This is a genomic window from Parapedobacter lycopersici (genome assembly GCF_040395035.1).
GTDB lineage: Bacteria > Bacteroidota > Bacteroidia > Sphingobacteriales > Sphingobacteriaceae > Parapedobacter > Parapedobacter lycopersici_A.
The window spans coordinates 20,750-44,989 of the sequence record NZ_JBEBRB010000004.1; the positions used below are offsets into that span (position 1 = coordinate 20,750).

Consider the following 24,240-nt stretch of genomic DNA (forward strand, 5'->3'; position numbering starts at 1 on the left):
CTATTATCGTTTAAATGATCCCTTCCCGCAGCAGGTCGTGCAGGTGTACGATCCCGTCGTAAACCTGATCGTCATTTACCACCAGCAGTTGCGTGATGTTGTACCGGCGCATCAACTCAAACGCGTTGACCGCCAGTTCGTCGCGGCGGACGGTTTTGGGCGACTGGCTCATGATCTGTCCGGCTGTCAGCTGATCGATGTGACTGTACTTTTCGAGCATGCGGCGGATGTCCCCATCCGTAACGATGCCGGCCAGGCGGTTGTCTGCCACAACGGCAACCGCGCCCAGCCGATGCTGGGTAATTGCAACGATCACTTCCTTCACGGGTGTATCTGGTCCTACACTGGGCTTGCTGTTCTGTTCCGCCAGATCGGCCACCTTAAGGTATAACCGTTTGCCCAGTACGCCGCCCGGATGGAAACGGGCAAAATCGCGGTCGCTGAACGACCGGCATTCCAGCAGTGCAATGGCCAGCGCATCACCCATGGCCAGCTGGGCCGTGGTGCTGGTGGTGGGGGCAAGGTTATGCGGGCAGGCCTCTTTCTCTACGGTCGTATCCAATATGAATGCTGCCTGTTGCGCCAGGTAAGAGTCGGTGTTGCCTACCATGGCCACCAACTGATTGCCAGTCTGTTTCAACAGGGGAACCAATACCTTGATTTCGGGGGTATTGCCGCTTTTCGAGATGGCCATCACGAGGTCATCCGCCTGGATCATGCCGAGATCACCGTGTATGGCGTCGGCCGCATGCATAAAAATAGCCGGCGTACCGGTAGAATTCAATGTGGCCACGATTTTCTGGGCGATAATGGCGCTTTTCCCGATCCCCGTGAGCACTACCCGGCCTTTAAGGCCGATTATAGCCTGAACCACGGCTGCGAAACCGTCGTCAATCCGGGCCGTCAATTGGCTCAATGCGGCGGCTTCTTCGGTCAGCACAGCGGTTGCAATATTTTTGATTTCGGAATTGCTTTTCACAAATATATTTTATAATTTTAGATACTGATATGCGCAAAAATATGTTATTTTGGGCATTATTTAGTTATCAGTCTGGCTTATTTTGCGAAGGGCGAAATGGAAATCGAGAAAATACTTTTTGATAATTTACAGGAATTTTTTGGTTTTGACACATTCAAGGGCGACCAAGAGGCCATAATCACCAACATTTTACAGAAGAAGGACACCTTTGTGATCATGCCTACCGGCGGGGGGAAATCCATTTGCTACCAATTACCGGCATTGATGAGTGAGGGCACTGCCATTGTGATTTCGCCGCTTATCGCATTAATGAAAAACCAGGTTGACCAGCTGCGGTCGTTTGGCGGGGATGATAGCATTGCGCATTTCCTCAACTCGTCGCTGAACAAGAGTGAAGTAACCCGTGTACGGCAGGATGTGGTATCGGGCAAAACCAAATTGCTTTATGTGGCCCCGGAATCGTTGGCAAAAGCTGAAAACATCGGATTCCTGAAGCTGATTACCATTTCGTTTGTTGCGGTGGATGAAGCCCATTGTATTTCGGAATGGGGGCATGATTTCCGGCCGGAATACCGTAAGATCAGGCAGGTGATCAACTCCATTGACGAAAACATTCCGGTTATTGCCCTTACCGCCACAGCGACACCCAAGGTGCAATCGGACATCCGCAAGAACCTGCAGATGAACGACGCCACTTTATTTAAATCGTCCTTTAACCGGCCGAACCTCTATTATGAAGTCCGCCCGAAGCGGAATGTGGTCAAGGAGATCGTCCGGTTCATCAAGAATAATACCGGCAAATCGGGCATCATTTATTGCCTGAGCCGGAAAAAGGTAGAGGAGATTGCAGAGGTCCTAAACATCAACGGCATCCGCGCGTTGCCGTACCATGCGGGCCTGGATGCAAAAACCCGGGCCGATACACAGGATAAATTCCTGATGGAAGACGTAGATGTTATCGTAGCCACCATTGCCTTTGGAATGGGCATCGATAAACCCGATGTGCGTTATGTGATCCACCATGATATCCCGAAAAGCATGGAGGGTTATTATCAGGAAACCGGTCGTGCGGGACGCGATGGGGGCGAGGGTCACTGCCTGGCTTTTTATTCGGAGAAGGATATTGAGAAACTGACCAAATTCATGAAAGATAAGCCGGTATCGGAGCGCGAAATCGGTACGCAGATCCTGAAGGAGGTGATTGACTATTCCGAGTCTTCCGTGTGCCGCCGCAAGCAGATCCTGCATTACTTCGGAGAGAACTTTGATGAAACCGGCTGCAACAGCATGTGTGATAACTGCAGTTCGGAACGGGTATATTTTGATGCGGATGAATCACTGCTGGATATGCTGAAGTTTATACAGCAGCAGGGTGATAAATTTGATGATCATCACATTATCAACGTGTTTATGGGGCAGAATAACCAACCCATATCCTCGTATAAGCACGATGTGCACCCCTCATTCGGGAGCGGAAAGGAGCATGGCTCTTTTTACTGGAAGTCATTGGTAAGGCAGGCCGTGCTGAATAATTTTCTGGCGAAAGATATCGATAACTACGGACTGCTTGTACTGACCGAAACAGGTAAGCGGTTCATCGAAAATCCGTATCACATCAAATTCATCCTGAACAAGCCAATGGAGACCGCATCAGAGGATGGGGCGGAGGAAGTGCTGCAACAGGGAAGCAGCGCCGTGGATACCCAGCTGTTGCAGTTGTTAAGGGACCTCAGAAAGAAAATAGCCAAGCAAAAAGGGCTGCCGCCATTTGTCATTTTCCAGGATCCGTCGCTGGACGAGATGTGTACACACTACCCCGTTACGCTGGACGAGCTGAAGCAGATCCACGGCGTGGGCGCAGGTAAAGCAATGAAATTCGGCGGGCAGTTTGTTGAGCTGATCAAGACATATGTGACGGAAAATGAAATTGACCGGCCCCAGGATCTGGTGATTAAGGGAACGGCCAATAAATCGGCGTTAAAAGTTTCTATTATCCAGAATATCGACCGTAAAATCGGTTTGGAGGACATCGCTTCGGCAAAAGGCATCAGCTATGAAGACCTGCTCCGCGAGGTGGAGTCGATTGTCAACTCCGGCACAAAACTTAACCTGGCTTATTTTGTCGACGAGCTTATCGACGAGGACCGGCAGGACGAAGTATTTGACTATTTCCGAAGTGCCGAAGTGGACTCCGTTGAAGAAGCCCTGCGTGAGTTAGGCACAGATGATTATACGTATGAGGAAATCCAGCTCATGCGGATTAAGTTTATGTCAGAATTGGGTAATTAAGCCATTAGCCGCAGGCTTTTAGCTGTCCGGGTCAATTAACCCCGACCGGCTGATTATATGGTTAATACTAAGCGAAAAAAGATGATTCAGCAGCATATTCCCGGCATCAACCATGCCGATTCCCCGAATTTTTTCCTTATGGCCGGTCCATGCGCAATTGAAGGCGAAGAAATTGCACTGCGCATTGCGGAACGCATTGTAGCCATTACGGACCGGTTCGCCATTCCCTACATTTTCAAGGGGTCCTATCGAAAGGCCAATCGCTCCCGTGTGGATTCGTTTACCGGCATCGGCGATGAAAAAGCGCTTCGTATACTGGCCCGGGTGGGCCGGGAATTCGGGGTGCCCACGGTAACGGATATCCATGAAAGCCACGAGGCGGCCATGGCTGCCGAGTATGTAGATGTGCTTCAGATTCCGGCATTCCTCTGCCGGCAAACCGAATTGCTCAGTGCGGCGGCAAAAACAGGGAAGACCGTCAACATAAAAAAAGGGCAATTCCTTTCCGCGGATGCCATGCGGTTCGCGGTCGACAAGGTAATCGATTCCGGCAACAGCAAGGTACTGCTGACCGATCGGGGAAATACGTTCGGTTACCAGGATCTGGTGGTGGATTTCCGGGGTATCCCGGAGATGCGGGGTTTCGGTGTACCGGTTGTGATGGACTGTACGCATTCCCTGCAGCAGCCCAACCAATCTTCGGGCGTTACCGGCGGTAAACCTGCCCTGATCGAGACCATTTCCAAGGCCGCCATTGCCGTTGGTGCCGACGGACTTTTTATTGAAACCCACCCGGACCCAGCAAACGCCAAATCCGACGGGGCCAACATGCTGCACCTGGATCTGCTGGAGGGCCTGCTGGAGAAATTGCTGCGGATAAGGGAAGCAATCCGGTAAGCGCAGCCGGCTAAACGGTGTTTTAGCAGAGGTGCGGGGGCGCACGAAAGACAATCCGCGGTTCCGTGGGTTTTGCGAAAGCAATTGGTCATTTTGTTATGCTATAATCGGATGGAAATATTACGTCAAAACCATATCTTTGCCGTTTGAAGTCGATTTATATGAAGCACATCCGCAACTTTTGCATTATCGCACATATTGACCACGGTAAAAGCACACTCGCTGATCGGTTGCTGGAGGTGACAGCGACCATCAGCCAGCGGGAGGCGCAGGCGCAACTTTTGGACAACATGGACCTGGAACGGGAGCGTGGCATTACGATCAAGAGCCACGCCATCCAGATGAATTATATTAAAGACGGGCAGCCCTATACCCTGAACCTGATCGATACGCCCGGTCACGTGGATTTTTCCTACGAAGTATCCCGCTCAATTGCTGCCTGTGAAGGTGCATTACTCATTGTGGACGCCTCCCAGGGGATACAGGCACAGACTATTTCCAACCTGTACCTGGCATTGGAACACGACCTGGAAATTATACCGATACTCAATAAAATGGACCTTCCGGGGGCGATGCCCGAAGAGGTGAAGGACCAGATCATTGAACTGATCGGTGGCAAAAGAGAAGATATTATCCCCGCTTCCGGCAAGACCGGCCTGGGTGTGCAGGATATCCTGAATGCCATCGTGGAGCGCGTCCCGCCACCGGTTGGTGATCCGGAGGCACCGTTGCAGGCGTTGATCTTTGATTCCGTTTTTAATTCGTTCCGGGGTATCATGGCCTATTTTAAGGTTGAAAACGGTGTGATTCGGAAGGGCGATAAAGTGAAATTCATTGCCACAGGCAAGGAATATGTGGCGGATGAAATTGGTACGCTAAAGCTCAATCAGGTTCCCAAAGAGCTGATCCAGACAGGGGACGTGGGGTATATCATTTCCGGCATTAAGGAAGCCCGGGAGGTGAAAGTGGGGGATACCATTACCCACGTGGCCCGGCCGAGCCAAGTTGCCATCAAAGGATTTGAAGAAGTAAAGCCCATGGTGTTTGCCGGTATCTATCCGGTAGATACGGAGGATTTCGAGGAGCTGCGCGAAAGCATGCACCGCCTGCAGCTGAACGACGCGTCGCTTGTTTTTGAACCGGAATCATCCGCAGCGCTGGGGTTCGGTTTCCGATGCGGCTTTTTGGGTATGCTGCATATGGAAATCATCCAGGAGCGCCTCGAACGCGAATTTGATATGACGGTGATCACGACCGTCCCGAACGTATCGTACAAAGCCTACCTGACGAAAGATCAGGAGGAAATCATTGTGCATAATCCGTCTGACCTGCCGGATCCGAGTAAGCTGGATTACGTGGAAGAACCTTACATTAAAGCGAATATCATTACAAAGGCCGAATTTGTGGGTTCAGTAATGTCGCTGTGTATCCAGAAACGGGGTGTCATTATCAACCAGTCTTACCTGACGGCCGACCGGGTGGAGATGGTGTTTGAGATGCCAATGGGCGAAATCGTGTTTGATTTTTACGATAAGCTGAAAACCATATCCAAAGGCTATGCCTCATTTGATTACCATCAGATCGGTTACCGGCAATCCGACCTGGTAAAACTGGATATCCGGCTGAATGGCGAACCTGTCGACGCGCTTTCTTCGTTGATCCACCGCAGCAATGCTTACGATTTCGGTAAAAAGATCTGTGAAAAGCTGAAAGAACTGCTGCCACGGCAGCAATTCGAGATTGCCATCCAGGCGTCTATCGGAGCCAAAATTATTTCACGGGAAAACATCCGGGCACTGCGTAAGGACGTGACGGCGAAATGTTACGGCGGGGACATCTCGCGGAAACGTAAATTACTGGAAAAGCAGAAAAAAGGAAAGAAACGCATGCGCCAGGTGGGTAACGTGGAGATCCCGCAGTCGGCATTTATGGCGGTCCTGAAGCTGGATTAATTTTAGTTTCCCGGTAAGTAACTGTCGACTGATAAATAGGCGATAATAAATATATAAACAGGCAATTAGGGAGTTGTAATTAAATTAATAATGAAGATGGCTTGAAGTGTAAAACCAAAGGCCAAAAGCAAGCATAGCATATGGAACTACTCGACGGCAAACTCGTATCGGCAAAGATCAAGGAAGATATTAAGCAGGAAGCTGCGGCTTTTATGGCATCCACAGGAAGGAAACCGCACCTGGTGGCTATATTAGTGGGGCATGACGGTGCGAGCGAAACGTACGTAGCCAGTAAAATGCGCAATTGCGAGTTGGTAGGCTTTGAATCCACGAACATCCATTATGAAGCGGATGTGACGGAAGCTGAGCTGATTGCCAAAATCGAATCGCTCAATGCCGACGATCGGGTAGACGGCCTTATTGTGCAGCTCCCGCTGCCGGCGCACATCAATCCCGAACGGATTACCGAAGCCATCGACTACCGGAAAGATGTGGATGGATTCCATCCGGTAAACCTTGGCCGTATGCAGCGTAACCTGCCGTGCTTTATTCCGGCCACGCCCTATGGTGTGATGCTGATGCTGGACCATTACCGGATTGATACCGCCGGACTGCATGCCGTCGTCGTGGGACGAAGCAATATCGTGGGCAGCCCCATGAGTATCCTGCTCGCCCGTAACAGCGTCCCGGGCAACTGCACGGTAACGCTGACCCATAGCCGTACCAAAAACATCACGGAGGAGGTCCGCCGTGCGGACATTGTGGTGGCCGCGATCGGCAAGAAACATTTTATCACCCCCGACATGGTAAAACCCGGCGCCATTGTGATCGATGTCGGCATCAATCGCGAAACCAGCACACAGACCAAATCGGGATATAAGCTTTACGGTGACGTAGATTTCGACGGGGTGGCACCAAAGGCCTCCTGGATTACGCCGGTACCGGGCGGGGTCGGCCTGATGACCATTATCGGGCTGTTAAAGAACACCCTGGAGGCGGCCAAAGGGACCATTTACCCACGCTGATATTTTCCAGTCTTTTTACCGAATTTGGCTTTATCTTTACCATTTCATGAGCAATTGAAATGAAGATACTGATTATCGAAGATGAAGCGGACCTGCGGGAAAATATCATCCAGTTTCTCCGCAAGGAGCAGTACCTGGTCGAATCTGCCTCGGATTTCCATTCAGCAAAGGAAAAGATCTCCCTGTATGACTACGACTGTATTCTGCTGGATGTGGGCCTCCCGGACGGCAATGGACTGGACATACTCCGGATGTTGAAATTGCTGGAAAAACAGGAAAACGTGATCGTTATTTCTGCCAAGGACTCGCTGGATGATAAACTGGAGGGCCTGGACCTGGGCGCCGACGATTACCTGACCAAGCCGTTCCACCTGGCCGAGCTCAATGCCCGGATCAAGGCGGTGCTCAGAAGAAAAGCACTGGATGGCCGCAATATGGTGCGGATAAACAACATGGAGCTTAATTTCGATGACCGCACGCTGCAGATTAATGGCAACGACATCCGGCTCAACCGAAAGGAATTTGATATCATGGCTTTTTTTGTGGTCAATAAAAACCGCCTGATCCATAAGTCGGCGTTAGCCGAACATGTGTGGGGCGACCATATTGATAATGCCGATAACTTTGATTTTATTTACTCCCAGATTAAAAACCTTCGCAAGAAGCTGAAAGACTGCGGCGCCGACCTGGAGATACAGGCCATATACGGCGTAGGATATAAGCTGACCGTATAATCCCGCTGGATGAAACTGCTCAATCATACATTGCTGTATTTATCCGCTTCCCTGATTTTTATTCTCAGCATCTGGGCGGTTGTCTTTTATATCGGCATGATGGACGAAGTGTACGACAGCATTGAGGACGGATTGGAAAACTACAAGATCCTGATCATCCAAAAGGCAGGCACGGACACGACATTGCTCGGGAAAAATTATTTTGGAGAGAGTAACTACGCCATCCGGCCGATTGCAAAGGAAAAGGCCATAATGGCCACGGAAGCATTCAAGGATACAGCCATGTATATGGAGTATGAGGAAAGCCTGGAAACCGTCCGTATGCTGACCACCTATTTTTCGACACCGGATGACCGGTACTACCAGCTGAAAATCATTGCTTCCATGGTAGAGGAGGATGACCTCGTCGCCGATTTGATGCATGCGCTGCTGTGGCTCTATGTGGCCGTGATTGCCAGTGCGTTTATTATCAACAACTGGGTGCTGCGTAAAATCTGGCGTCCTTTTTATGAATTACAGGACGAACTCCGCCTTTTTAAGCTGGGCGAGGACAAGTCATTCAATCCACCGCAAACGCGGGTATCCGAATTCAGGGACATGAATGAAACCGTCGCCGAATTGCTTAAAGCCAATATTGCCGCATTTCAGCAACAGAAACAGTTTATTGAAAACGCGTCACATGAATTGCAGACGCCCCTGGCCATTGCAATGAATAAACTGGAATTATTGCTGGAGCAGCATTACGGCACCGAGGAGCAGACACAGTTACTGGCAAACGCCATCCAGTACCTTGAGCGGCTTACCCGGCTGAATAAGGCATTGCTGCTGCTTTCCAAAATAGAAAACAGGCAGTTTGCCCGTGAAGAGGCTATCGATTTCAATGCGTTGCTGCGCCAGCAGACCGATGATTTCGGGGAGCTTCTGGAGTATAAAGATATCCGTGTGGACATTACGGAGCAGGCTTCTCTGGTGTGGTCTTTCAATGCAGACCTGGCTGATATTTTAATTACAAACGTGGTGAAAAATGCCATCATACATAACCATCCAGGCGGTCATATTCAGATCCGTATAGAAGAAAACGGATTCAGCATTACGAATACCGGACAAGCAAAGTCGTTGGAAACCACCGAGATTTTCATGCGTTTTCACCGTACACCGGATAATCCGGCATCCACTGGCCTTGGTTTAGCCATTGTACGGTCCATTGTTCAGTTCTATCATATTCAGGTGACGTACCATTACGAAAACGGATTGCATGGTTTTACGTTTCATCGGGAGCCCCGGCCCGCTGCCGTTAACTGATGTAGTCGCGGTCGGGATCATCCAATGGTTGGGGTGATCCACCGGTAACCGGATCCTCCTGGCGTTCCGGTAGGGGCGGGCGTCTTTTTGGTCGCCCGATCAGAAAGCCTACAACGGCTCCGATAAAAAACATGGTGCCCAATACAGCCAGCTTCGGGACCGTCCGCACGCCAAATATCCAAAAATTGACCTCATCCATGTTTTTCATGAGGATAATTGTCACCAAAACAGTTACAATGATCACAAAAAGGGTCTTTGCACGCATAATGTTATGATTTGGGACTAAAATTAGGTTAAAATTCCGCAGCATGCAAATGTGGATTTAAACCGCTTATAGCTAATATGTAGCGAAGCTTTGCATAAAATTTTAACTATTTTTAACTTTTTCTTTCATAAAATTTTGCTTATACAGTACCATATCGTATTTTTGGCGAACAAATAAGAACACACAAAAACCAAGCACAGTTTACGCACACGGAAGGGGTATTGTACTCAAATCATTGGTATAAGGTCATGCTAAATCGATATTGTACCTATGATAGCACCCAAGAGCTAAACAGTTGCATTGCAATTTGAAGGAAGGCAATGTCCCAGTTGACCACATCAGAAAGCAAATTTATTAAGACGGTAATGATGCCGTTTTTCCAACTTGGAACGTATTGCCTTGTCATTAAACCAGGCGAATAGTATCCGGTCGTGGATACGTTTTGCTATGTTTAACCGATACCAGGGATAGCAAGCTACCTGATCCCGTAAGGGATTGTCCAAATACAACATCAACGCTTTATTATTCAACTATATTTTTAACCAAATTCACAAACGCATGAAACAAAAATTACTATGTTTCCTAATGTTGGGTGTATTGCTGATTGGTTCGGCATATGCCCAAGACAGAAGGATCAGTGGTAGGGTGACGGCCGAAGTAGATGGTGAACCCCTATCAGGTGTGTCTGTTGTTGTCACAGGGACTACTTCCGGTACAGCAACAGACGGCAGTGGTGTTTATTCCATTGTGGTTCCTTCTGGAAGCCAATCCTTGACATTCAGTATCCTGGGATACGCATCGCAAACCATATCCGTGGGTTCGGCCAACTCCATTGACGTGGCCTTAGCGCTGGAATCAGCGGAGTTATCCGAAGTGGTGATTACTGCACTCGGTATTGCTCGGCCCAAGAATGAATTGAGCTATGCCGCTACGTCCGTAGGCAACGAAGAACTGACCCAGGTCAATGCCGTCAATGCCGTCAATGGATTGCAGGGTAAAGTATCCGGATTAAACGTGACGACCATCAGCAGTGGCGTGTTTGAGGATGTGAACATCAACCTGCGCGGGATCCGCTCACTGACGGGGAATAACGATCCGTTATTGGTACTGGACGGTGTTCCGACCCCGATCAGTTACTTTGCTTCGATTAATCCGAATGATATCGAGAATATCTCGGTGCTTAAAGGTTCCTCTTCAGCAGCCATCTATGGCCCGGATGCCCGTAACGGGGTGATTGTGGTGACCACAAAGCATGGATCAGACGCACCGGTAATCAACGTCAGCCACGCAACCCAGTTCCAACAGATTTCCTTTTTTCCTAAACTCCAGAAAAAATTTGGTTCAGGTGGATATGGATCCTACATCCCGTATGAAAACTGGTCGTGGGGACCTGCTTATGACGGTTCCACCAAAGAAATCGGACATACATTGCCTGACGGAAGCGTGCAAACGGTACCCTACAGTGCAACTGATGAGCGACAGGATTTCTTCGATACCGGCGTTACGATACAAAATGGTGTCTCGTTGTCTACAAGCGACTTTTTCTTATCCCTGCAAGATGCCAACGTAAAGGGCATCGTTCCGGGTGATAAAAATCGCCGGACAAGCGTTCGCCTGAATGCAAGCCGTGAGTACGGAAAATTTGATGCCGGACTGAATATCAACTATAGTCAGATGAACTATAAGTTGTTCCATGACGAAGGTATGGGTGATTATTTTACGGCACAGAATGTTGGCGGTAATGATGGTCTGATGGCGCAGATATTTAATACGCCAGCCCATATTCCGTTGTCCAGGTATAAGAATTTTGATACAGACCCATTTTCCGATTATAATGGCTATTTTAATGACTATGGATTAAATCCATACTTTGCAATTGATAACTGGCGGCGTGAGGGGAAACGGCAGGATGTGTTGGCCAACCTGAAACTTGGATTCCAGGCAACGGAATGGCTTAATTTTACCTACCGTGCCGGTATAACCAGCCAAACCAGGATCGACAGAAACTACTCTAAAGGGGAAGTACCTAATGAATATGGCCTTAGCAGGTCCTTTACGTTAATCCCCGGCACGGTAGAGGAACAGCCGTATTCTTATACGCGGCTGTCGTCAGAACTGTTCGGTTCCCTTGACAAGGAGCTGAATGATGATTTTAGAATTACGGCTATTTTAGGAACCTACCTGCGGCAGACGGAATACCGCGATACCGAGGTAGGTGCAGGTAACTTGGTGGTTCCCGAACTGTATAATATCGGTAACCGTACCGGAAGCCTTTCAGGACAGTCAACCTTTAGTCGGTCCAGATTATTTTCCGTTTACGGTAGCGCAGGATTAAGTTTTAGAGGCTGGGCGAACATTGAGGTCACCGGACGGAATGACCAAACCTCATTACTCTCATTAGCGAATAACTCTTATTTTTACCCAGGTGTCAGTGGATCCATCCTGCTGACAGATGCGGTTCCCGCACTGAAAGGTAATGGGTTGACTTATTTAAAGCTGAGGGGTGCGTGGAACAAAACGGGTAATGCCGATATTGCCCCGTATTCATTGGCAGCTATTTATAGGCAGCCCCCTTATACGGGATTCCCCTTCGGATCACTGCCTGGATTTTCAGCCGGAAATACGACATATGATGCGAACCTCAATCCGGAGTTTATTAATAGCACAGAAGCCGGTATTGAATCCGCATTCCTGAATGGCCGGATTACATTGGAGGCAACCTATTTTTATCAGAAGAACACGGATCAGATTATTAGTGTTAGGACATCGGATGCCACCGGTTATAACTTTGCCAATTTAAATGCGGCCTCGTTTGTCAATAAAGGTATAGAGTTGGACCTTGGTTTTACACCGCTGGTTAAATTTACGGACGGTAGCGTCAATTTCCGGGCCAACGCGTTGTACAATGATAGCAAAGTGACCAGTGTTCACCCTGCGTTGGGAGGCGAAGTGAATATCGGCGGGTACATTGCATCCGGAAACTCTGCAATTGTGGGCCTTCCCGCTTTCGTTCACAAAGCGACGGATTATTTGAGAGATGATCAGGGACGTATCATTGTTGATCGCATTTCCGGTTATCCCTCTGTGGACCCGAATAATAAAATATTTGGCCGCACCATGCCCCTGTGGATTATCGGCTTAAATCCTTCCGTCAATTGGAAAGGCTTCAGTTTATCCGCGCTGCTTGAATACAAGGGCGGCCATAACGCATCCTTTTTTGGTCAGGGCACTGACATGGCATGGACTGGTGTAGGCGAGGCAACGGCCGTAAACAATAGGGAGCGTTTCGTGCTTCCGAATTCTTCGTATGAGGATCCGGCAAATCCCGGCACTTACCTGCCAAACACGGATATTACCGTAGCAAACGTAAACGACTTCTTCACTGGTGTATACCGTGATGCGGCATCTAACTTTATTGTAAGTGCAGCAGCTTGGCGTATGCGGGAATTGTCGTTATCTTATAGCTTCCCAGAGCATATTCTTGCTAAACTTGGCGTCGTAAAGGGCTTGTCTGTTGCTGTAACGGGCAGGAACCTGTTTATATGGGTGCCCAAAGAAAACAAGTTCAACGATCCTGACTTCAATAGCGTGGATGCAGATTACGATAATATCTTTGGTATTGTCGATTCACGGTCTAATCCGCCGGTCAGGAACTTTGGGTTTAATGTAAACGTTAGATTCTAAGACTTTAAAAATAAAACGATGAAAAATTTAAAATATAGCTTTTTGATTCTGCTGGTTTTTCTAGCGGCAGGATGTAAGGATAGCTTCTTTGATATTAACGATAACCCGAACAACCCTACGGATGAGTCGATGCAGCCTAATCTGTTGTTGCCATCGGTGTTGAACGCAACGGCTTCCAAAATGGCAACGTCATATGATTATGCCGCACATTGGATGGGTTATTGGGCAAGATCCGGGTCCTATGGACCGAGCAATCCCTTGGAGAATTATGATCTTACAACTACATACGAGCAGGACGAATGGGTAAATGGCAATACCACGGTCACCTATCCTACAGTTTCCTGGTATGACATCCTGATGGATGCGAAGGTCATGGAACGGAAGGCTACTGAAGAGGGGCAGACTTTTTACGTAGCCGTCGCGAAAGTTATCCGCTCGATCGGTTTTATGTATTTGGTTGACCAGTACAATAATGTACCCTATACACAGGCCCTTAACATGGAAGAATATATTTCGCCGGCATACGATAGCGGGCAGGATATTTATAATGATCTGCTCCTTCAGCTTGACGAGGCGGCTTCCCTGTTTGCGTCTATGGATCCTTTGGCCAATCCGGGTATTGAAACGGCTGATATTATGTTTCATGGTGACGCACAGATGTGGCGCAAATTGGTGAACACCCAACGCTTAAAATTGTTGATCCGCCAGTCTGAGGTATTTGGAACTACGCCGCCCGCCGACCAACTAAATGCCATTCAGGCCGATGGAAGCGGTTTCCTGATGAGTGGCGAGACCGCCGAAGTGAACCCAGGTTATGCCGAAGACGAATACAAGCAAAATCCATTTTATAATACCTATCTGCGGGATCATACCGGAACACTTATCGATAACTTTAACCGGGCTAACAATTACCTGCTTGATCTGTATATGGATAACGACGATATCCGGTATCAGTATGTATTCAATGCAGCCCGCGAACCCCTGGATGGTAACGATTATTTTGGTTATGACTTTGGTTTTGTTGACCCCAATCCGGATAACCCTAAGGGCGTTAACTCATCCGAGGTGGCTGGTCCCGGACTGGCTAAAAGTCCCACACAACCCCAATGGCTGTTTACTTCTGTTGAAAGTCTCTTTCTCCAGGCCGAAGCTACTCAACGCGGGTGGATCAGTGGTGATGCGCACCAGGCTTATAATGATGCGGTGACCGAATCCTTCATTTGGCTGGGCGTAGAAAATGCGGAAGACGAAGCTGCCGGTTACCTCGCACAATCAGATAACATTGTAAGCTGGGATAATGCAGGTGATAAGATCAACCTCATCATCACCCAGAAATACCTGGCGTTACCCGGTATTAACAATTTTGAGGCCTGGGTTGACTATCGGCGGTTAGGCATTCCTAACGTACCTTTGTCACTTTCACCGAGCCGGAACGGGCGGCATATTCCATTGCGGTTGCTCTATCCTCAGAATGAGTATAGTTATAACGCGGAAAATGTAGCGGCTCAGGGAACCATTGATGCGCAGACATCCGCTGTTTTCTGGGACAAATAGTGACAACCCATTAAAATTATGAATATGAAAATAGGATATAAAATACTCCCTATGGCTATCATGGCCTTGGGTCTCTCATCGTGTTTGAAAGATGAGAATATCGAGAACCTCGAGTATGGTATTAATGAAGATGCCATTGAAAGTAACCGAATTATCGAGCTTCCGTCCGCAAGCGGTACACATGTCATTGCTGCTTCGTTTGTTCCGGAAGATAAGGATACCGTTTTTAGTACCCTAACGGTAGGTTTAGCTTCGAAGGAACCTGCAAGTGAAGACATCACCGTAAACCTGACCTTGGATAACAGTGCAGCGATCATCGATAACTGGAATGAAGCCAATGGCGGTGAGCTTGTTGGCTTTCCTTCGGATCAATTTTCAATTGAAGGAGGCTTATCCGTTACCATTCCGAGGGGTAGCCGTTCGGTGACTACACCGGTTAAAATTGCTTTTAACCCAAGTGCGTTACTGGAAGCTCAATATGCACTTGGGTTCCAGATCGCCAGCGTAGATCAGACTGGGTATTTGATCAGCGGTAATTTTAAAGATATGTTAATCCAGTTTGTTGCACAAAGTGCATTTGAGGCTGATTACTCCTTTACTTCTGTGATTACCGGCGGAGCAAATACAACAACTACTGAAGATGTTTATATGCCAACGATTGATGCGACAACGGTGAGCAAAGATGGCATCGGCGGTTATTTTTCGGGTTATACCGAATATACCTTCAACGAAGATGGTACCATAACTGTTGGAGCATACGCAGATGCAACCAAAGGTTCCTCATATGGTGCGACGGTTGTAGAAAGCAGCTACGATGACAACGGCTTCCACGTGAAGTTTACCATTCTTGGCGGTGGCTATACGTTTGATGAGACGGCCGTCAGAAATTAATTAATTCAGTATATTAAACACAAGGGGCGATCTCAATTCGGTTGAGATCGCCCCTTGTGTTTTGAATATACTATTATTATCATTATTGCTGACTGGGACTTATAATCCTACAATTTTAACTGAAAAAGATACAATTGATATCAAAACTTACGCATACGCAGGAATGTGGTTAACACCTCTTTTAGTTAATTATTTAGCTCCTCATTTGAAAAACGGCTATGCTGATTTATTTAATTACGCGGTGAATCTTATTTATAAGATTATAGACACAAAAAAGGGGATACCGATTCGGTATCCCCTTAGTTAATGTCTGTGGAATCTGGATTACTCCGCAACCACCTCGAAAGGTACCTGCACTTTTACTTCTTTATGCAGGTTGAGGTTAGCTACGTATTCACCCAATACCTTGGGGTCTTCTTCAAACGTGATGCGACGGCGATCTACATCAAAGCCTTGTTGCTTTAACGCTTCTGCCACCTGAATGCTGTTCACGGAGCCGAAGATCTTTCCGGTCTCGCCGGCCTTTGCACCGATGGTCAGCTTTACGCTTTCCAGTTTGGCAGCCAGCTCCGTAGCGTCCTTCTTAATCTTATCTTGTTTGAACTGAGCCTGACGGATGTTTTCAGCCAGCACCTTTTTGGACGATTCTGTTGCCAGTACGGCAAATCCCTGAGGGATCAGGTAATTGCGGCCGTAACCGGGTTTTACCGATACGATGTCGTCTTTTTCGCCCAGTTTTTTGATGTCCTGTTTTAAAATTACTTCCATGTCGTTTCCCTCCTTATTTTAATGAATCCGTAACATAAGGCAATAAACCGATATGGCGGGCGCGTTTCACCGCCTGAGCCACTTTCCGTTGGAATTTCAGGGAAGTGCCCGTCAGCCGGCGTGGTAATACCTTGCCTTGGTCGTTGACGAACTTCAACAGGAAGTTAGCGTCTTTATAATCGATGTACCGGATGCCATTTTTCTTGAAGCGGCAGTATTTTTTACGGTTGTCCTCCACCTTGGGAGCGGTTACGTACTGGATTTGTTCGTTTGCCATTATTCTGCTACCTCCTCTGCTTTAGGCGCTTCGGCCTTTTTGTTGAACGCTCCACTGCGCTTTTTCTCGTTGTAGGCAATGGCATGTTTGTCTAATCGGATTGTGAGGAAACGCATTACCCGCTCATCACGCTTGTATTCGACTTCCAGTTTATTGATTAATTCACCTGGAGCCTTGAATTCTGTTAGGTGATAGAATCCGGTTGTTTTCTTCTCAATCGGATACGCTAATTTTTTCAAACCCCAATTATCCTCGTGGATAATTTCGGCTCCGCCTTCGGTCAGGATGTTTTTGAATTTGGCAATCACCTCTTTCGAAATCTCCTCAGAAAGCAACGGGGTAAGAATGATAACGGTTTCGTACTGTTGCATACTTTTTGTAAATAAATTAATTTAATCGCGTTTTATATGTTAAAACGGGCTGCAAATTTATGCATAAAGTTTTTGATATCAAAAGGGTATCTTACTAATTTTTGCGATGCTTGGTTTGTATTATTAAAATAAAGCCTTACCTTTGCGCTTCGATTTATAAAAAATAGTAATTATTAATTCATTAACAATGTACGCAATAGTAAATATAGCCGGACAGCAATTTAAGGTTGCAAAAGACCAGCAGCTCTTTGTACACCGTTTACAGGGAGATGAAGGCGCTAGTATTGAATTTGACAACGTATTGTTAGCGGAAGACGGTGGTAAATTCACGGTAGGAGCACCTATCCTGGAAGGCGCTAAGGTTTCAGCTAAGATCTTGTCACATTTAAAAGGAGACAAGGTGATCGTTTTCAAGAAAAAACGCCGTAAAGGCTACCGGAAAAAGAATGGCCATCGCCAGCAATTTACCAAAATTGAAATCACCGGAATCACATTATAATACGAACTGATTGTTAATCGGGCTTCATGCCCATCATAAGATAAAGTAAACATGGCGCATAAAAAAGGTGCGGGTAGTTCAAAGAACGGCCGTGAGTCACACAGTAAACGCTTGGGAGTAAAGATATTTGGTGGTCAGCTTGCCGTTGCCGGTAATGTGATTGTACGGCAACGTGGAACTAAGCATCATCCGGATGTGAACGTAGGTATCGGTAAAGACCACACACTGTTTGCACTGATTGACGGCAAGGTGGTGTTCCGCAAGAAGGCAAATAACAAGTCTTTTGTATCGGTTATCCCGGTAGCAGAAACAGCGGTAGCCGAACAACCCAAAGCAAAAGCCAAGGCTGCTCCGAAAGCGGAACAGAAAGCTGCTGCCGAAGAAGCTCCGGTAGCTGAAAAAAAAGCAAAAGCTGCCCCGAAAGCGAAAAAGGCTAAAGGCGATGACCTGACGATCATTGAGGGTGTTGGCCCGAAAATAGCGGAAGTATTCGTAAATGCCGGTATCTCTGATTATGCAGCGGTAGCTGCTAAGTCTGCTGCAGAATTGAAAGCACTGTTAACCGAAGCGGGTGACCAGTTTAATACTGCGGTAACGGATACCTGGCCTGAACAAGCCAAATTGGCTGCGGAAGGTAAGTTTGACGAGCTTAAGAAATGGCAGGAAGCGCTTGACGGCGGTAAGGAAGATTAATCCGCGCAAGCCGTTAACTATAACGAAAAACCACTCGCCTGTAAAAGTGAGTGGTTTTTTTGTGCCCGTTTGTTTTTTGCCGATTAGACCACTTCTTCAAGCAGCTGCTTTTCGTGCAGCTCGAAATAACTTCCCCGAAGCGCAAGCAATTGTTCATGTGTACCCTGTTCGATGACCGTTCCTTCATCAAGCACGATAATATGGTCGGCATTTTTAATGGTTGATATCCGGTGCGCAATGAAAATCGTCGTTTTATGCTGCATCTCCCGACTCAGGTTACGGAGGATCTCTTCTTCGGTCCGGGTATCCACTGCCGACAGGCAATCGTCAAAAATGAGAATCTGAGGGTTCTTAATCAGCGCACGTGCAATCGACACCCGTTGTTTCTGTCCGCCCGACAGGGTAATACCCCGTTCGCCGATGGATGTTTCGAATCCTTCCTCAAACGCCATGATATTTTCATAAACCGCCGCATTCCGTGCGGCTTCCTCAACCTGGTCCGGATAGGTGCTATCGAGTCCAAATGCGATGTTATTGGCGATGGTATCGGAAAAAAGAAATACGTTCTGTGGAACGAAGCCGATCTGCTGGCGATAGGCCTGAAGCGGGAGTTTCCTAATGTCCGTGCCGTCTACCCGGATATCACCGGTCTGTACATCATACATGCGCATCAGCAGGTTGGCCAGGGTGGATTTTCCCGAGCCCGTCTTACCCACAATGGCCAGTACCTGTCCCGGCCGTACTTCAAAAGATACCTGGCGGAGCGCCCGGATACCGGTTTCGGGATAAGTAAAGCTGACATTGTTGACCTGGATATGTCCCTGAATAGCTAAATCGGCTGCCACGTGCTCAGCCATTGGTCGGATGGAGGGTTCAGTTTGCAGAAACTCATTAATGCGCTTCTGTGACGCGGCAGCCCGTTGGATGAGCGAGGTAACCCAGGCCAGGGCCATTGCCGGAAACGTAAGCTGGTTAACATACACGATAAATTCGGCAATGTTTCCCGAGGTAATGGTGCCTTTTGCCACTTCTAGTCCACCTACATACACCGTAATGATGGTGCTTAACCCGATCAAAAGTAAAATTAACGGAAAGAAAATCGCCTGCGTTTTAACGAGTGCCAAGGAGGCATCCCGATAATGATCGCTTTCATTCGAAAACACCCCCATTTTATCCGCCTCGCGATTGTACGCCTTAACCACGCGGATTCCGGAAAACGTTTCCTGTACGAACGACGATAAGGAGGACAATTGCCGCTGAATCGCTTCGCTGCGCCGGTTGATAATTTTATTTACATACAGTAGGATGACGCACAGAATCGGGATGGGAAGTAGCGCATAGAAGGCCAGTGTCGCATTTACCTGGATCATGGCGGCGATCACCATGATGGAGAGTACAATGGTGTTAATCGAGTACATGATGGCCGGCCCTAGGTACGAACGTACATGGTTTACGTCTTCTGTTACGCGATTCATCAGGTCACCTGTATTGTTGCGTCTGAAAAACGCCATGTCCAGCTGCTGGTAATGTCCATAGATTTCGTTTTTCAGGTCGTACTCGATATGCCTTGACGTCAGGATAATTGTCTGACGCATCAGGAAAAGGAAAATACCACGTATAAGCGAAAGTATTAATACCAGTGCACCAAAGAGGAGTAGACTGGAACCGAACACCTGGTAAATCAGTTGCTGCCGCTCAAAGCCGTCAAAAAGCCGGTACATGCTGATGTTTTCCTTTACCAGGTCGAACGCGATTCGGATTACCTGTGCCGGCAATACACCGAAATAATTGGAGGCAATGACGAAAAGAACGCCGGGAATCATGCGCCAGCGGTACTTGTAAAAATATTTATTGAGGTGTGCGAGATGTTTCATCTTGGTAGGCAAAAATACACATGTTTTAGTCAAAATAGCACGGTGCCGCCAACAACGGCTGTAAATTTACTTAATATTAGCAATACACGTGTTTCGCAGGTAACGACGGAATCGAAAAATGCGATGATAAAATTGTATTATCATTGTAATTTGAGTAGTTTTGCGCAACATTTTCAATGCACAAACCGATAGCATGTATGGCAGTTTCCGCTAATGATCATTCGTCGTTTAAGCTGATGGGGCAATTCGGACATCAGCAACTTGTTTTCTGCAACGACAGCGCGACGGGGTTACAGGCAATAATTGCCGTGCATGACACTACCTTGGGACCCGCCATTGGCGGTGTGCGGATGCTTCCGTATACCAATGTAGATGAGGCAATAGATGATGTGCTCCGCCTATCAAGGGGTATGACATACAAAACCGCAGTAACCGGAATCAACCTGGGTGGCGGGAATGCAGCCATTATAGGTGATCACCGCACACAGAAAAGTGAAGTATTGCTGCGGCGGTTCGGACAATTTGTGGACCGGCTGAACGGCGCTTTTATTGCCTCGTTGGACATTGGAACTTCGCCCCGCGATATGGAATATATCCACATGGAAACCAATCATGTTGCAGGGTTGCCCAAATCCCTCGGCGGCAGCGGTGATTCTTCCCCATTTACAGCAAAAGGTGTATATTATGGTATTAAAGCCGCATTGAAGGAGCTTTACGGTAACGACAGCCTCGCCGGACGGACCATTTCGGTACAGGGAGCGGGGAATGTTGGTGAACATCTAATTGCGATGCTCCGGGAGGAAAATGCAAAAGTATACGTGAGCGATATCGTAGAGGACCGGATGATCGAAGTGGCCAATAAGTATAAGGCGGTTGCCGTATCAAACAACGACATGTATACACTTGATGTAGATGTATATGCGCCATGTGCTTTGGGCGGTACCGTAAATAAGGACACCATTTCAAAGATGCGCTGCCGGATTATCGCGGGATCGGCGAATAACCAGCTGCGTAATGAGGAAGAGGATGGACAGTTGCTGATGGAAAAGGGGATCCTTTATGCACCCGATTATTTGATCAATGCCGGCGGATTGATCAGCTGTTACTCTGAAATTGCGGGGTACGGTATATCCCGCACCGCGGAACTGACGGAGAACATTTACGACGTCACCCGGTCGGTATTGCGCAAGGCTATTGATGAGCGTATCGCGCCCTATCAGGCAGCTAACCGCATTGCCGAATCACGGATAGCGGCCATGGGTAAAATTAAGAAGTAATCAATAAGTATAGGCGGTAACGCCATTTCGTTCTTTGTAACATGCTAAACAGAAGGCACCTCCGGGTCAAAGTATTACAAACGCTGTATGCGTACCAGTTATCGGAAGATAAACAGGTAACCAAATTTGAAAAGGCACTGCTGCAAAGTGTCGATCAGGTATACGAAATGTATATCTGGGCGCTGAATTTATTGGATGAAGTGGCTGATTATGTCCTGGTTGATGCGGAGGAACGCGCAAACAAGTTTCTGCCGACAGAAAAGGACCTTTCGTTGGATACGCGCTTGCACGACAACACGTTTATCGTATCGCTTCGGAATAATGAAAAATACAAGGCCGATGTAAAGCGATACAAGGTTTCCTGGAGCTTTGATCCGGAAATTGTCCGCAAAGTTTTCCAAGAACTGAAAAGTTCAGAAGCCTATGAAACGTATTTGAAGCAGGAGGACAGGTCTATCGCCGCCGAAAAAGACGTCATCAAGTTTATCTTCAAGAAGATAATTTTGACGTCACCCGCCATTGAGCAGGTTTTTGAAGAACGGTTTATTAACTGGTCGGTTGATAAAGAGGTGCTGCAGGCCATGGTGGCCAAGACATTCAAGAATTTTGCCAGCGAAAACCCGGCGCAGAATAAGCTGGCGGAATTGACCCCTAACTGGGATGAAGACCGGCCGTTTATCATGGAGCTGTTTACACAGACCATTCGCTACGCCGATGAATATCAGCAGCTGATCGGTGCAAAAACCAAAAATTGGGAGGCCGACCGAATAGCACTGCTTGATACGCTGCTTATGCGCATGGCCATCTGTGAATTGCTTAATTTTCCAACGATTCCGGTAAAAGTTACGATCAATGAGTATATCGAACTTTCGAAAGTATACAGCACGGCGAAAAGTAATACATTTATTAATGGTGTATTGGATAAAATACTTGGCGAATTGCAGGCGTCGGGCCGGATACGAAAACATGGCCGCGGATTGATACAATAAAATAGGCGCATTTACCAAACAATTAGCTCGAAAGAAAATTAAACTTAATACCAAGGATGATGAATACCATGAAAATAATCCCGTTGTTCTGTGCCGGTCTGGCGCTTACCCTCTCATGTAATTCCGGAAATAATCAACAACAGGCAGCAGAGGTTCCGTCGGAGCATGCCGGTGAACAGCCTGTTACCCAGCATGTAATCCCCGGGGATAATGCAGAGGCGCCAGTATTGGAACTGGTTTCCGACACCTATGATTTTGGAAAAGTGGATGAAGGAACGCGGGTTGAGCATGAGTTTCTCTTCAAGAATACAGGTGGGTCACCATTGATTATTTCGAATGTACAGGCATCTTGTGGCTGTACTACGCCAGAATATTCAAAAAACCCGATCGCTCCGGGCGAAGAGGGACTTGTTAAAGTGGTGTTCAACAGTGTAGGACAGTTGGGAAAACAACATAAGATCGTGACGGTTACTTCCAATGCGTTGAGCACAAATACATTACTTCACCTCCGTGGAGAGGTGTCAAAATAACCAGACAGCATAAACACGATAATTTTTAAACAATGACAACAACGACAATTTTATTACAGGCAGGAGGATCGGCAGGCATCATGGGTTTTTTACCCATGGTTTTGATCATCGTAGTATTCTACTTCTTCATGATCAGGCCGCAAATGAAAAAGGCAAAAGACCATAAAAAATATATTGAGGAACTTAAGGTAAACGATAAAGTGGTGACTACCGCCGGCATACATGGCCGCATTGTCGAAATTTCCGAAACCACGTTTCTGGTAGATGTTGGATCAGGAATCAAGATCCGTTTCGATAAGTCTGCTATTGCCCTGGATGCTTCCAAGGCACAGAATGCTGCTGCGGCACCCAAAGCGTAGCGGCCGTAGGGGACAGGTCATTTCAGTGGCCCTGTCCCAATTGCATATCCGCTCAACTTTCGCTAAGTTTGTTCGTGATGCCGGGAATGAAATTAAACAAAACGCAGCGACGCAAGCTTAGCATTTTTGCGAAATGCATTTTTTTTTCATTCCTGGCATGGACTATTTTTGCGGTTTCCAACAATTACGTTTATACCGTTAAAGCTGGCGTGGAATATGTTAACGCGCCGGCAAATAAGGCGTTCCACCCACTGCAATCGGACACCGTAAATATACGGCTGGAAACGACAGGCTGGCAATTGCTGTTCTCCACCCTGCGTTCCACTGCACATACCATTCAGGTGGATCTCAGTGGACTTCAGAACAGAAACTGGATTGTCTTTACCAACCAGTTGGGGTTTGTAAATCGCCAGTTTGCGGCGAACCAACAGGTCGTGTCCGTTTCACCGGATACGCTGTACTTTGATTTCTCCAAACAAACCGAACGAAAGATCCCGGTTAAGCCGGTATATCACATCCAATTTGCAAAACAGTATAATATCATTGATCACTTAACGGTATCACCCGAATACGTGACAATTACCGGTCCACTCGAAGATGTGGTGGAAATCGAATCCTGGGAAACAGATACGATACGAGGCACCCAGGTGCAGTCTGCTGTACGCGCGAATGTTCCGTTACAGAAAAACCAGCGCGCTAATATTAATATCTATCCGACAACAGTTGAAGTAAATATTCCCGTTGGCGAGGTAACCGAAAAAATTCTTGAAGTGCCGCTGAAAGTGGAAAACGGCAGGCAATTCAGCTCCGTAAAGCTGCTGCCTGGCAAGGTGAAACTTACTGTTATGGTGTCGTTGCGTGATTACGCTAAGATAACAGGCAACTCCTTTGAAGTGGTCGTGAACATGGAGCATTGGGTTGATGACCAAATCAGTAGCCTGCCGGTGATCATTACCCAGATACCGGAATTCTGCACGTTGGTTAAAGTGGAGCCCCAAAATGTTGAATTCTTCGTCAGAAAATAATGCTGA

22 protein-coding genes are annotated in these 24,240 nt (G+C 47.5%); 16 read left to right on the forward strand and 6 right to left on the reverse strand.

The annotated features are described in order from the left end of the window. Positions 1–10: 10 nt before the first annotated feature. Complete coding sequence (locus ABWO75_RS02145; RefSeq protein ID WP_353182090.1) at positions 11–979, reverse strand: KpsF/GutQ family sugar-phosphate isomerase; 969 nt, start codon at positions 977–979, stop codon at positions 11–13. 96 nt (positions 980–1,075) lie between these two features. On the opposite strand from ABWO75_RS02145, the gene recQ reads away from it, so the two are divergent. The 6 genes from recQ (at position 1,076) to ABWO75_RS02175 (ending at position 9,178) form a co-directional block, all read left to right on the forward strand. Then, the gene (gene recQ, locus ABWO75_RS02150) at positions 1,076–3,268 is read left to right on the forward strand and encodes a DNA helicase RecQ (protein ID WP_353182092.1); all 2,193 of its coding nucleotides are present in this window, start codon (positions 1,076–1,078) and stop codon (positions 3,266–3,268) included. Between the two features lie 81 nt (positions 3,269–3,349). Beyond that, positions 3,350–4,165: a 3-deoxy-8-phosphooctulonate synthase gene (kdsA, locus tag ABWO75_RS02155; protein ID WP_257656659.1), complete on the forward strand. Its 816-nt coding sequence runs from the start codon at positions 3,350–3,352 to the stop codon at positions 4,163–4,165. A 161-nt stretch (positions 4,166–4,326) separates the two neighbouring features. Continuing rightward, positions 4,327–6,117 carry a translation elongation factor 4 gene (lepA, locus tag ABWO75_RS02160; protein ID WP_257657027.1) on the forward strand — a complete coding sequence of 597 codons (1,791 nt, stop codon included), beginning with the start codon at positions 4,327–4,329 and terminating at the stop codon, positions 6,115–6,117. Between the two features lie 140 nt (positions 6,118–6,257). After that, entirely contained in the window at positions 6,258–7,142 is an 885-nt protein-coding gene (locus ABWO75_RS02165; protein ID WP_257656658.1) for a bifunctional 5,10-methylenetetrahydrofolate dehydrogenase/5,10-methenyltetrahydrofolate cyclohydrolase, read from the forward strand. A 59-nt stretch (positions 7,143–7,201) separates the two neighbouring features. Further along, the gene (locus tag ABWO75_RS02170) at positions 7,202–7,876 is read left to right on the forward strand and encodes a response regulator transcription factor (RefSeq protein ID WP_257656657.1); all 675 of its coding nucleotides are present in this window, start codon (positions 7,202–7,204) and stop codon (positions 7,874–7,876) included. Positions 7,877–7,885: 9 nt separating this feature from the next. Beyond that, positions 7,886–9,178, forward strand: a complete 1,293-nt coding sequence (locus ABWO75_RS02175) for a sensor histidine kinase (RefSeq protein ID WP_353182096.1) — start codon at positions 7,886–7,888, stop codon at positions 9,176–9,178. Here the strand turns inward: ABWO75_RS02175 and ABWO75_RS02180 are convergent. Then, positions 9,171–9,443, reverse strand: a complete 273-nt coding sequence (locus ABWO75_RS02180) for a hypothetical protein (RefSeq protein ID WP_353182098.1) — start codon at positions 9,441–9,443, stop codon at positions 9,171–9,173. The two genes, ABWO75_RS02175 and ABWO75_RS02180, sit on opposite strands and share 8 nt — an antisense overlap. Positions 9,444–10,001: 558 nt before the next feature. Here ABWO75_RS02180 and ABWO75_RS02185 point away from each other — a divergent pair. From ABWO75_RS02185 to ABWO75_RS02195, 3 genes are read left to right on the forward strand one after another with little or no spacing between them, the layout of a single operon-like run. Beyond that, a complete protein-coding gene (locus ABWO75_RS02185) occupies positions 10,002–13,127 on the forward strand; it encodes a SusC/RagA family TonB-linked outer membrane protein (protein WP_353182100.1) in 3,126 nt (1,041 codons plus the stop codon). Between the two features lie 18 nt (positions 13,128–13,145). Continuing rightward, positions 13,146–14,681 (forward strand): SusD/RagB family nutrient-binding outer membrane lipoprotein, encoded by a 1,536-nt coding sequence (locus ABWO75_RS02190; protein WP_257656653.1) that lies wholly within the window; start codon positions 13,146–13,148, stop codon positions 14,679–14,681. Between the two features lie 24 nt (positions 14,682–14,705). Further along, positions 14,706–15,572: a DUF1735 domain-containing protein gene (locus ABWO75_RS02195; protein ID WP_353182102.1), complete on the forward strand. Its 867-nt coding sequence runs from the start codon at positions 14,706–14,708 to the stop codon at positions 15,570–15,572. Positions 15,573–15,896: 324 nt separating this feature from the next. On the opposite strand, the gene rplI is transcribed toward ABWO75_RS02195, so the two are convergent. From rplI to rpsF, 3 genes are read right to left on the reverse strand one after another with little or no spacing between them, the layout of a single operon-like run. Next, positions 15,897–16,340: a 50S ribosomal protein L9 gene (rplI, locus tag ABWO75_RS02200; RefSeq protein WP_353182104.1), complete on the reverse strand. Its 444-nt coding sequence runs from the start codon at positions 16,338–16,340 to the stop codon at positions 15,897–15,899. A 13-nt stretch (positions 16,341–16,353) separates the two neighbouring features. Next, positions 16,354–16,617, reverse strand: a complete 264-nt coding sequence (rpsR, locus tag ABWO75_RS02205; protein ID WP_257656650.1) for a 30S ribosomal protein S18 — start codon at positions 16,615–16,617, stop codon at positions 16,354–16,356. Further along, entirely contained in the window at positions 16,617–16,988 is a 372-nt protein-coding gene (gene rpsF / locus ABWO75_RS02210; protein ID WP_353182106.1) for a 30S ribosomal protein S6, read from the reverse strand. The genes rpsR and rpsF overlap by 1 nt, the downstream gene beginning before the upstream one ends. A gap of 187 nt (positions 16,989–17,175) precedes the next feature. Here rpsF and rplU point away from each other — a divergent pair, with 187 nt between their 5' ends. Further along, positions 17,176–17,487, forward strand: coding sequence for a 50S ribosomal protein L21 (gene rplU, locus ABWO75_RS02215; protein WP_257656648.1), 312 nt, complete (start codon positions 17,176–17,178; stop codon positions 17,485–17,487). 51 nt (positions 17,488–17,538) lie between these two features. Then, on the forward strand, positions 17,539–18,180 hold the full coding sequence (gene rpmA / locus ABWO75_RS02220; RefSeq protein WP_353182109.1) for a 50S ribosomal protein L27: 642 nt from the start codon (positions 17,539–17,541) through the stop codon (positions 18,178–18,180). A gap of 83 nt (positions 18,181–18,263) precedes the next feature. Here rpmA and ABWO75_RS02225 read toward each other — a convergent pair whose 3' ends face one another. Continuing rightward, a complete protein-coding gene (locus tag ABWO75_RS02225; protein WP_353182111.1) occupies positions 18,264–20,054 on the reverse strand; it encodes an ABC transporter ATP-binding protein in 1,791 nt (596 codons plus the stop codon). Positions 20,055–20,251: 197 nt separating this feature from the next. On the opposite strand from ABWO75_RS02225, the gene ABWO75_RS02230 reads away from it, so the two are divergent. The 5 genes from ABWO75_RS02230 (at position 20,252) to ABWO75_RS02250 (ending at position 24,234) form a co-directional block, all read left to right on the forward strand. After that, on the forward strand, positions 20,252–21,331 hold the full coding sequence (locus ABWO75_RS02230; RefSeq protein WP_353182113.1) for a Glu/Leu/Phe/Val family dehydrogenase: 1,080 nt from the start codon (positions 20,252–20,254) through the stop codon (positions 21,329–21,331). 41 nt (positions 21,332–21,372) lie between these two features. Further along, positions 21,373–22,320 (forward strand): transcription antitermination factor NusB, encoded by a 948-nt coding sequence (gene nusB, locus ABWO75_RS02235; RefSeq protein WP_353182115.1) that lies wholly within the window; start codon positions 21,373–21,375, stop codon positions 22,318–22,320. 56 nt (positions 22,321–22,376) lie between these two features. Next, a complete protein-coding gene (locus ABWO75_RS02240; RefSeq protein ID WP_353182117.1) occupies positions 22,377–22,850 on the forward strand; it encodes a DUF1573 domain-containing protein in 474 nt (157 codons plus the stop codon). A gap of 32 nt (positions 22,851–22,882) precedes the next feature. After that, positions 22,883–23,209 (forward strand): preprotein translocase subunit YajC, encoded by a 327-nt coding sequence (yajC, locus tag ABWO75_RS02245; protein ID WP_353182119.1) that lies wholly within the window; start codon positions 22,883–22,885, stop codon positions 23,207–23,209. A 209-nt stretch (positions 23,210–23,418) separates the two neighbouring features. Beyond that, positions 23,419–24,234: a YbbR-like domain-containing protein gene (locus ABWO75_RS02250; RefSeq protein ID WP_353182121.1), complete on the forward strand. Its 816-nt coding sequence runs from the start codon at positions 23,419–23,421 to the stop codon at positions 24,232–24,234. Positions 24,235–24,240: the final 6 nt, after the last annotated feature.

Excerpts from the sequence above, each read along its gene's own strand:
- ABWO75_RS02185 (WP_353182100.1), top strand. The coding sequence starts at position 10,002 with ATGAAACAAAAATTACTATGTTTCCTAATGTTGGGTGTATTGCTGATT.
- ABWO75_RS02190 (WP_257656653.1), top strand. The coding sequence starts at position 13,146 with ATGAAAAATTTAAAATATAGCTTTTTGATTCTGCTGGTTTTTCTAGCG.
- ABWO75_RS02240 (WP_353182117.1), top strand. The coding sequence starts at position 22,377 with ATGATGAATACCATGAAAATAATCCCGTTGTTCTGTGCCGGTCTGGCG.
- yajC (WP_353182119.1), top strand. The coding sequence starts at position 22,883 with ATGACAACAACGACAATTTTATTACAGGCAGGAGGATCGGCAGGCATC.
- rpsF (WP_353182106.1), bottom strand. The coding sequence starts at position 16,988 with ATGCAACAGTACGAAACCGTTATCATTCTTACCCCGTTGCTTTCTGAG.
- rplI (WP_353182104.1), bottom strand. The coding sequence starts at position 16,340 with ATGGAAGTAATTTTAAAACAGGACATCAAAAAACTGGGCGAAAAAGAC.
- ABWO75_RS02230 (WP_353182113.1), top strand. The coding sequence starts at position 20,252 with ATGGCAGTTTCCGCTAATGATCATTCGTCGTTTAAGCTGATGGGGCAA.
- recQ (WP_353182092.1), top strand. The coding sequence starts at position 1,076 with ATGGAAATCGAGAAAATACTTTTTGATAATTTACAGGAATTTTTTGGT.
- lepA (WP_257657027.1), top strand. The coding sequence starts at position 4,327 with ATGAAGCACATCCGCAACTTTTGCATTATCGCACATATTGACCACGGT.
- ABWO75_RS02195 (WP_353182102.1), top strand. The coding sequence starts at position 14,706 with ATGAAAATAGGATATAAAATACTCCCTATGGCTATCATGGCCTTGGGT.
- ABWO75_RS02170 (WP_257656657.1), top strand. The coding sequence starts at position 7,202 with ATGAAGATACTGATTATCGAAGATGAAGCGGACCTGCGGGAAAATATC.
- rpsR (WP_257656650.1), bottom strand. The coding sequence starts at position 16,617 with ATGGCAAACGAACAAATCCAGTACGTAACCGCTCCCAAGGTGGAGGAC.
- nusB (WP_353182115.1), top strand. The coding sequence starts at position 21,373 with ATGCTAAACAGAAGGCACCTCCGGGTCAAAGTATTACAAACGCTGTAT.
- ABWO75_RS02165 (WP_257656658.1), top strand. The coding sequence starts at position 6,258 with ATGGAACTACTCGACGGCAAACTCGTATCGGCAAAGATCAAGGAAGAT.
- ABWO75_RS02225 (WP_353182111.1), bottom strand. The coding sequence starts at position 20,054 with ATGAAACATCTCGCACACCTCAATAAATATTTTTACAAGTACCGCTGG.
- rpmA (WP_353182109.1), top strand. The coding sequence starts at position 17,539 with ATGGCGCATAAAAAAGGTGCGGGTAGTTCAAAGAACGGCCGTGAGTCA.
- rplU (WP_257656648.1), top strand. The coding sequence starts at position 17,176 with ATGTACGCAATAGTAAATATAGCCGGACAGCAATTTAAGGTTGCAAAA.
- kdsA (WP_257656659.1), top strand. The coding sequence starts at position 3,350 with ATGATTCAGCAGCATATTCCCGGCATCAACCATGCCGATTCCCCGAAT.
- ABWO75_RS02180 (WP_353182098.1), bottom strand. The coding sequence starts at position 9,443 with ATGCGTGCAAAGACCCTTTTTGTGATCATTGTAACTGTTTTGGTGACA.
- ABWO75_RS02175 (WP_353182096.1), top strand. The coding sequence starts at position 7,886 with ATGAAACTGCTCAATCATACATTGCTGTATTTATCCGCTTCCCTGATT.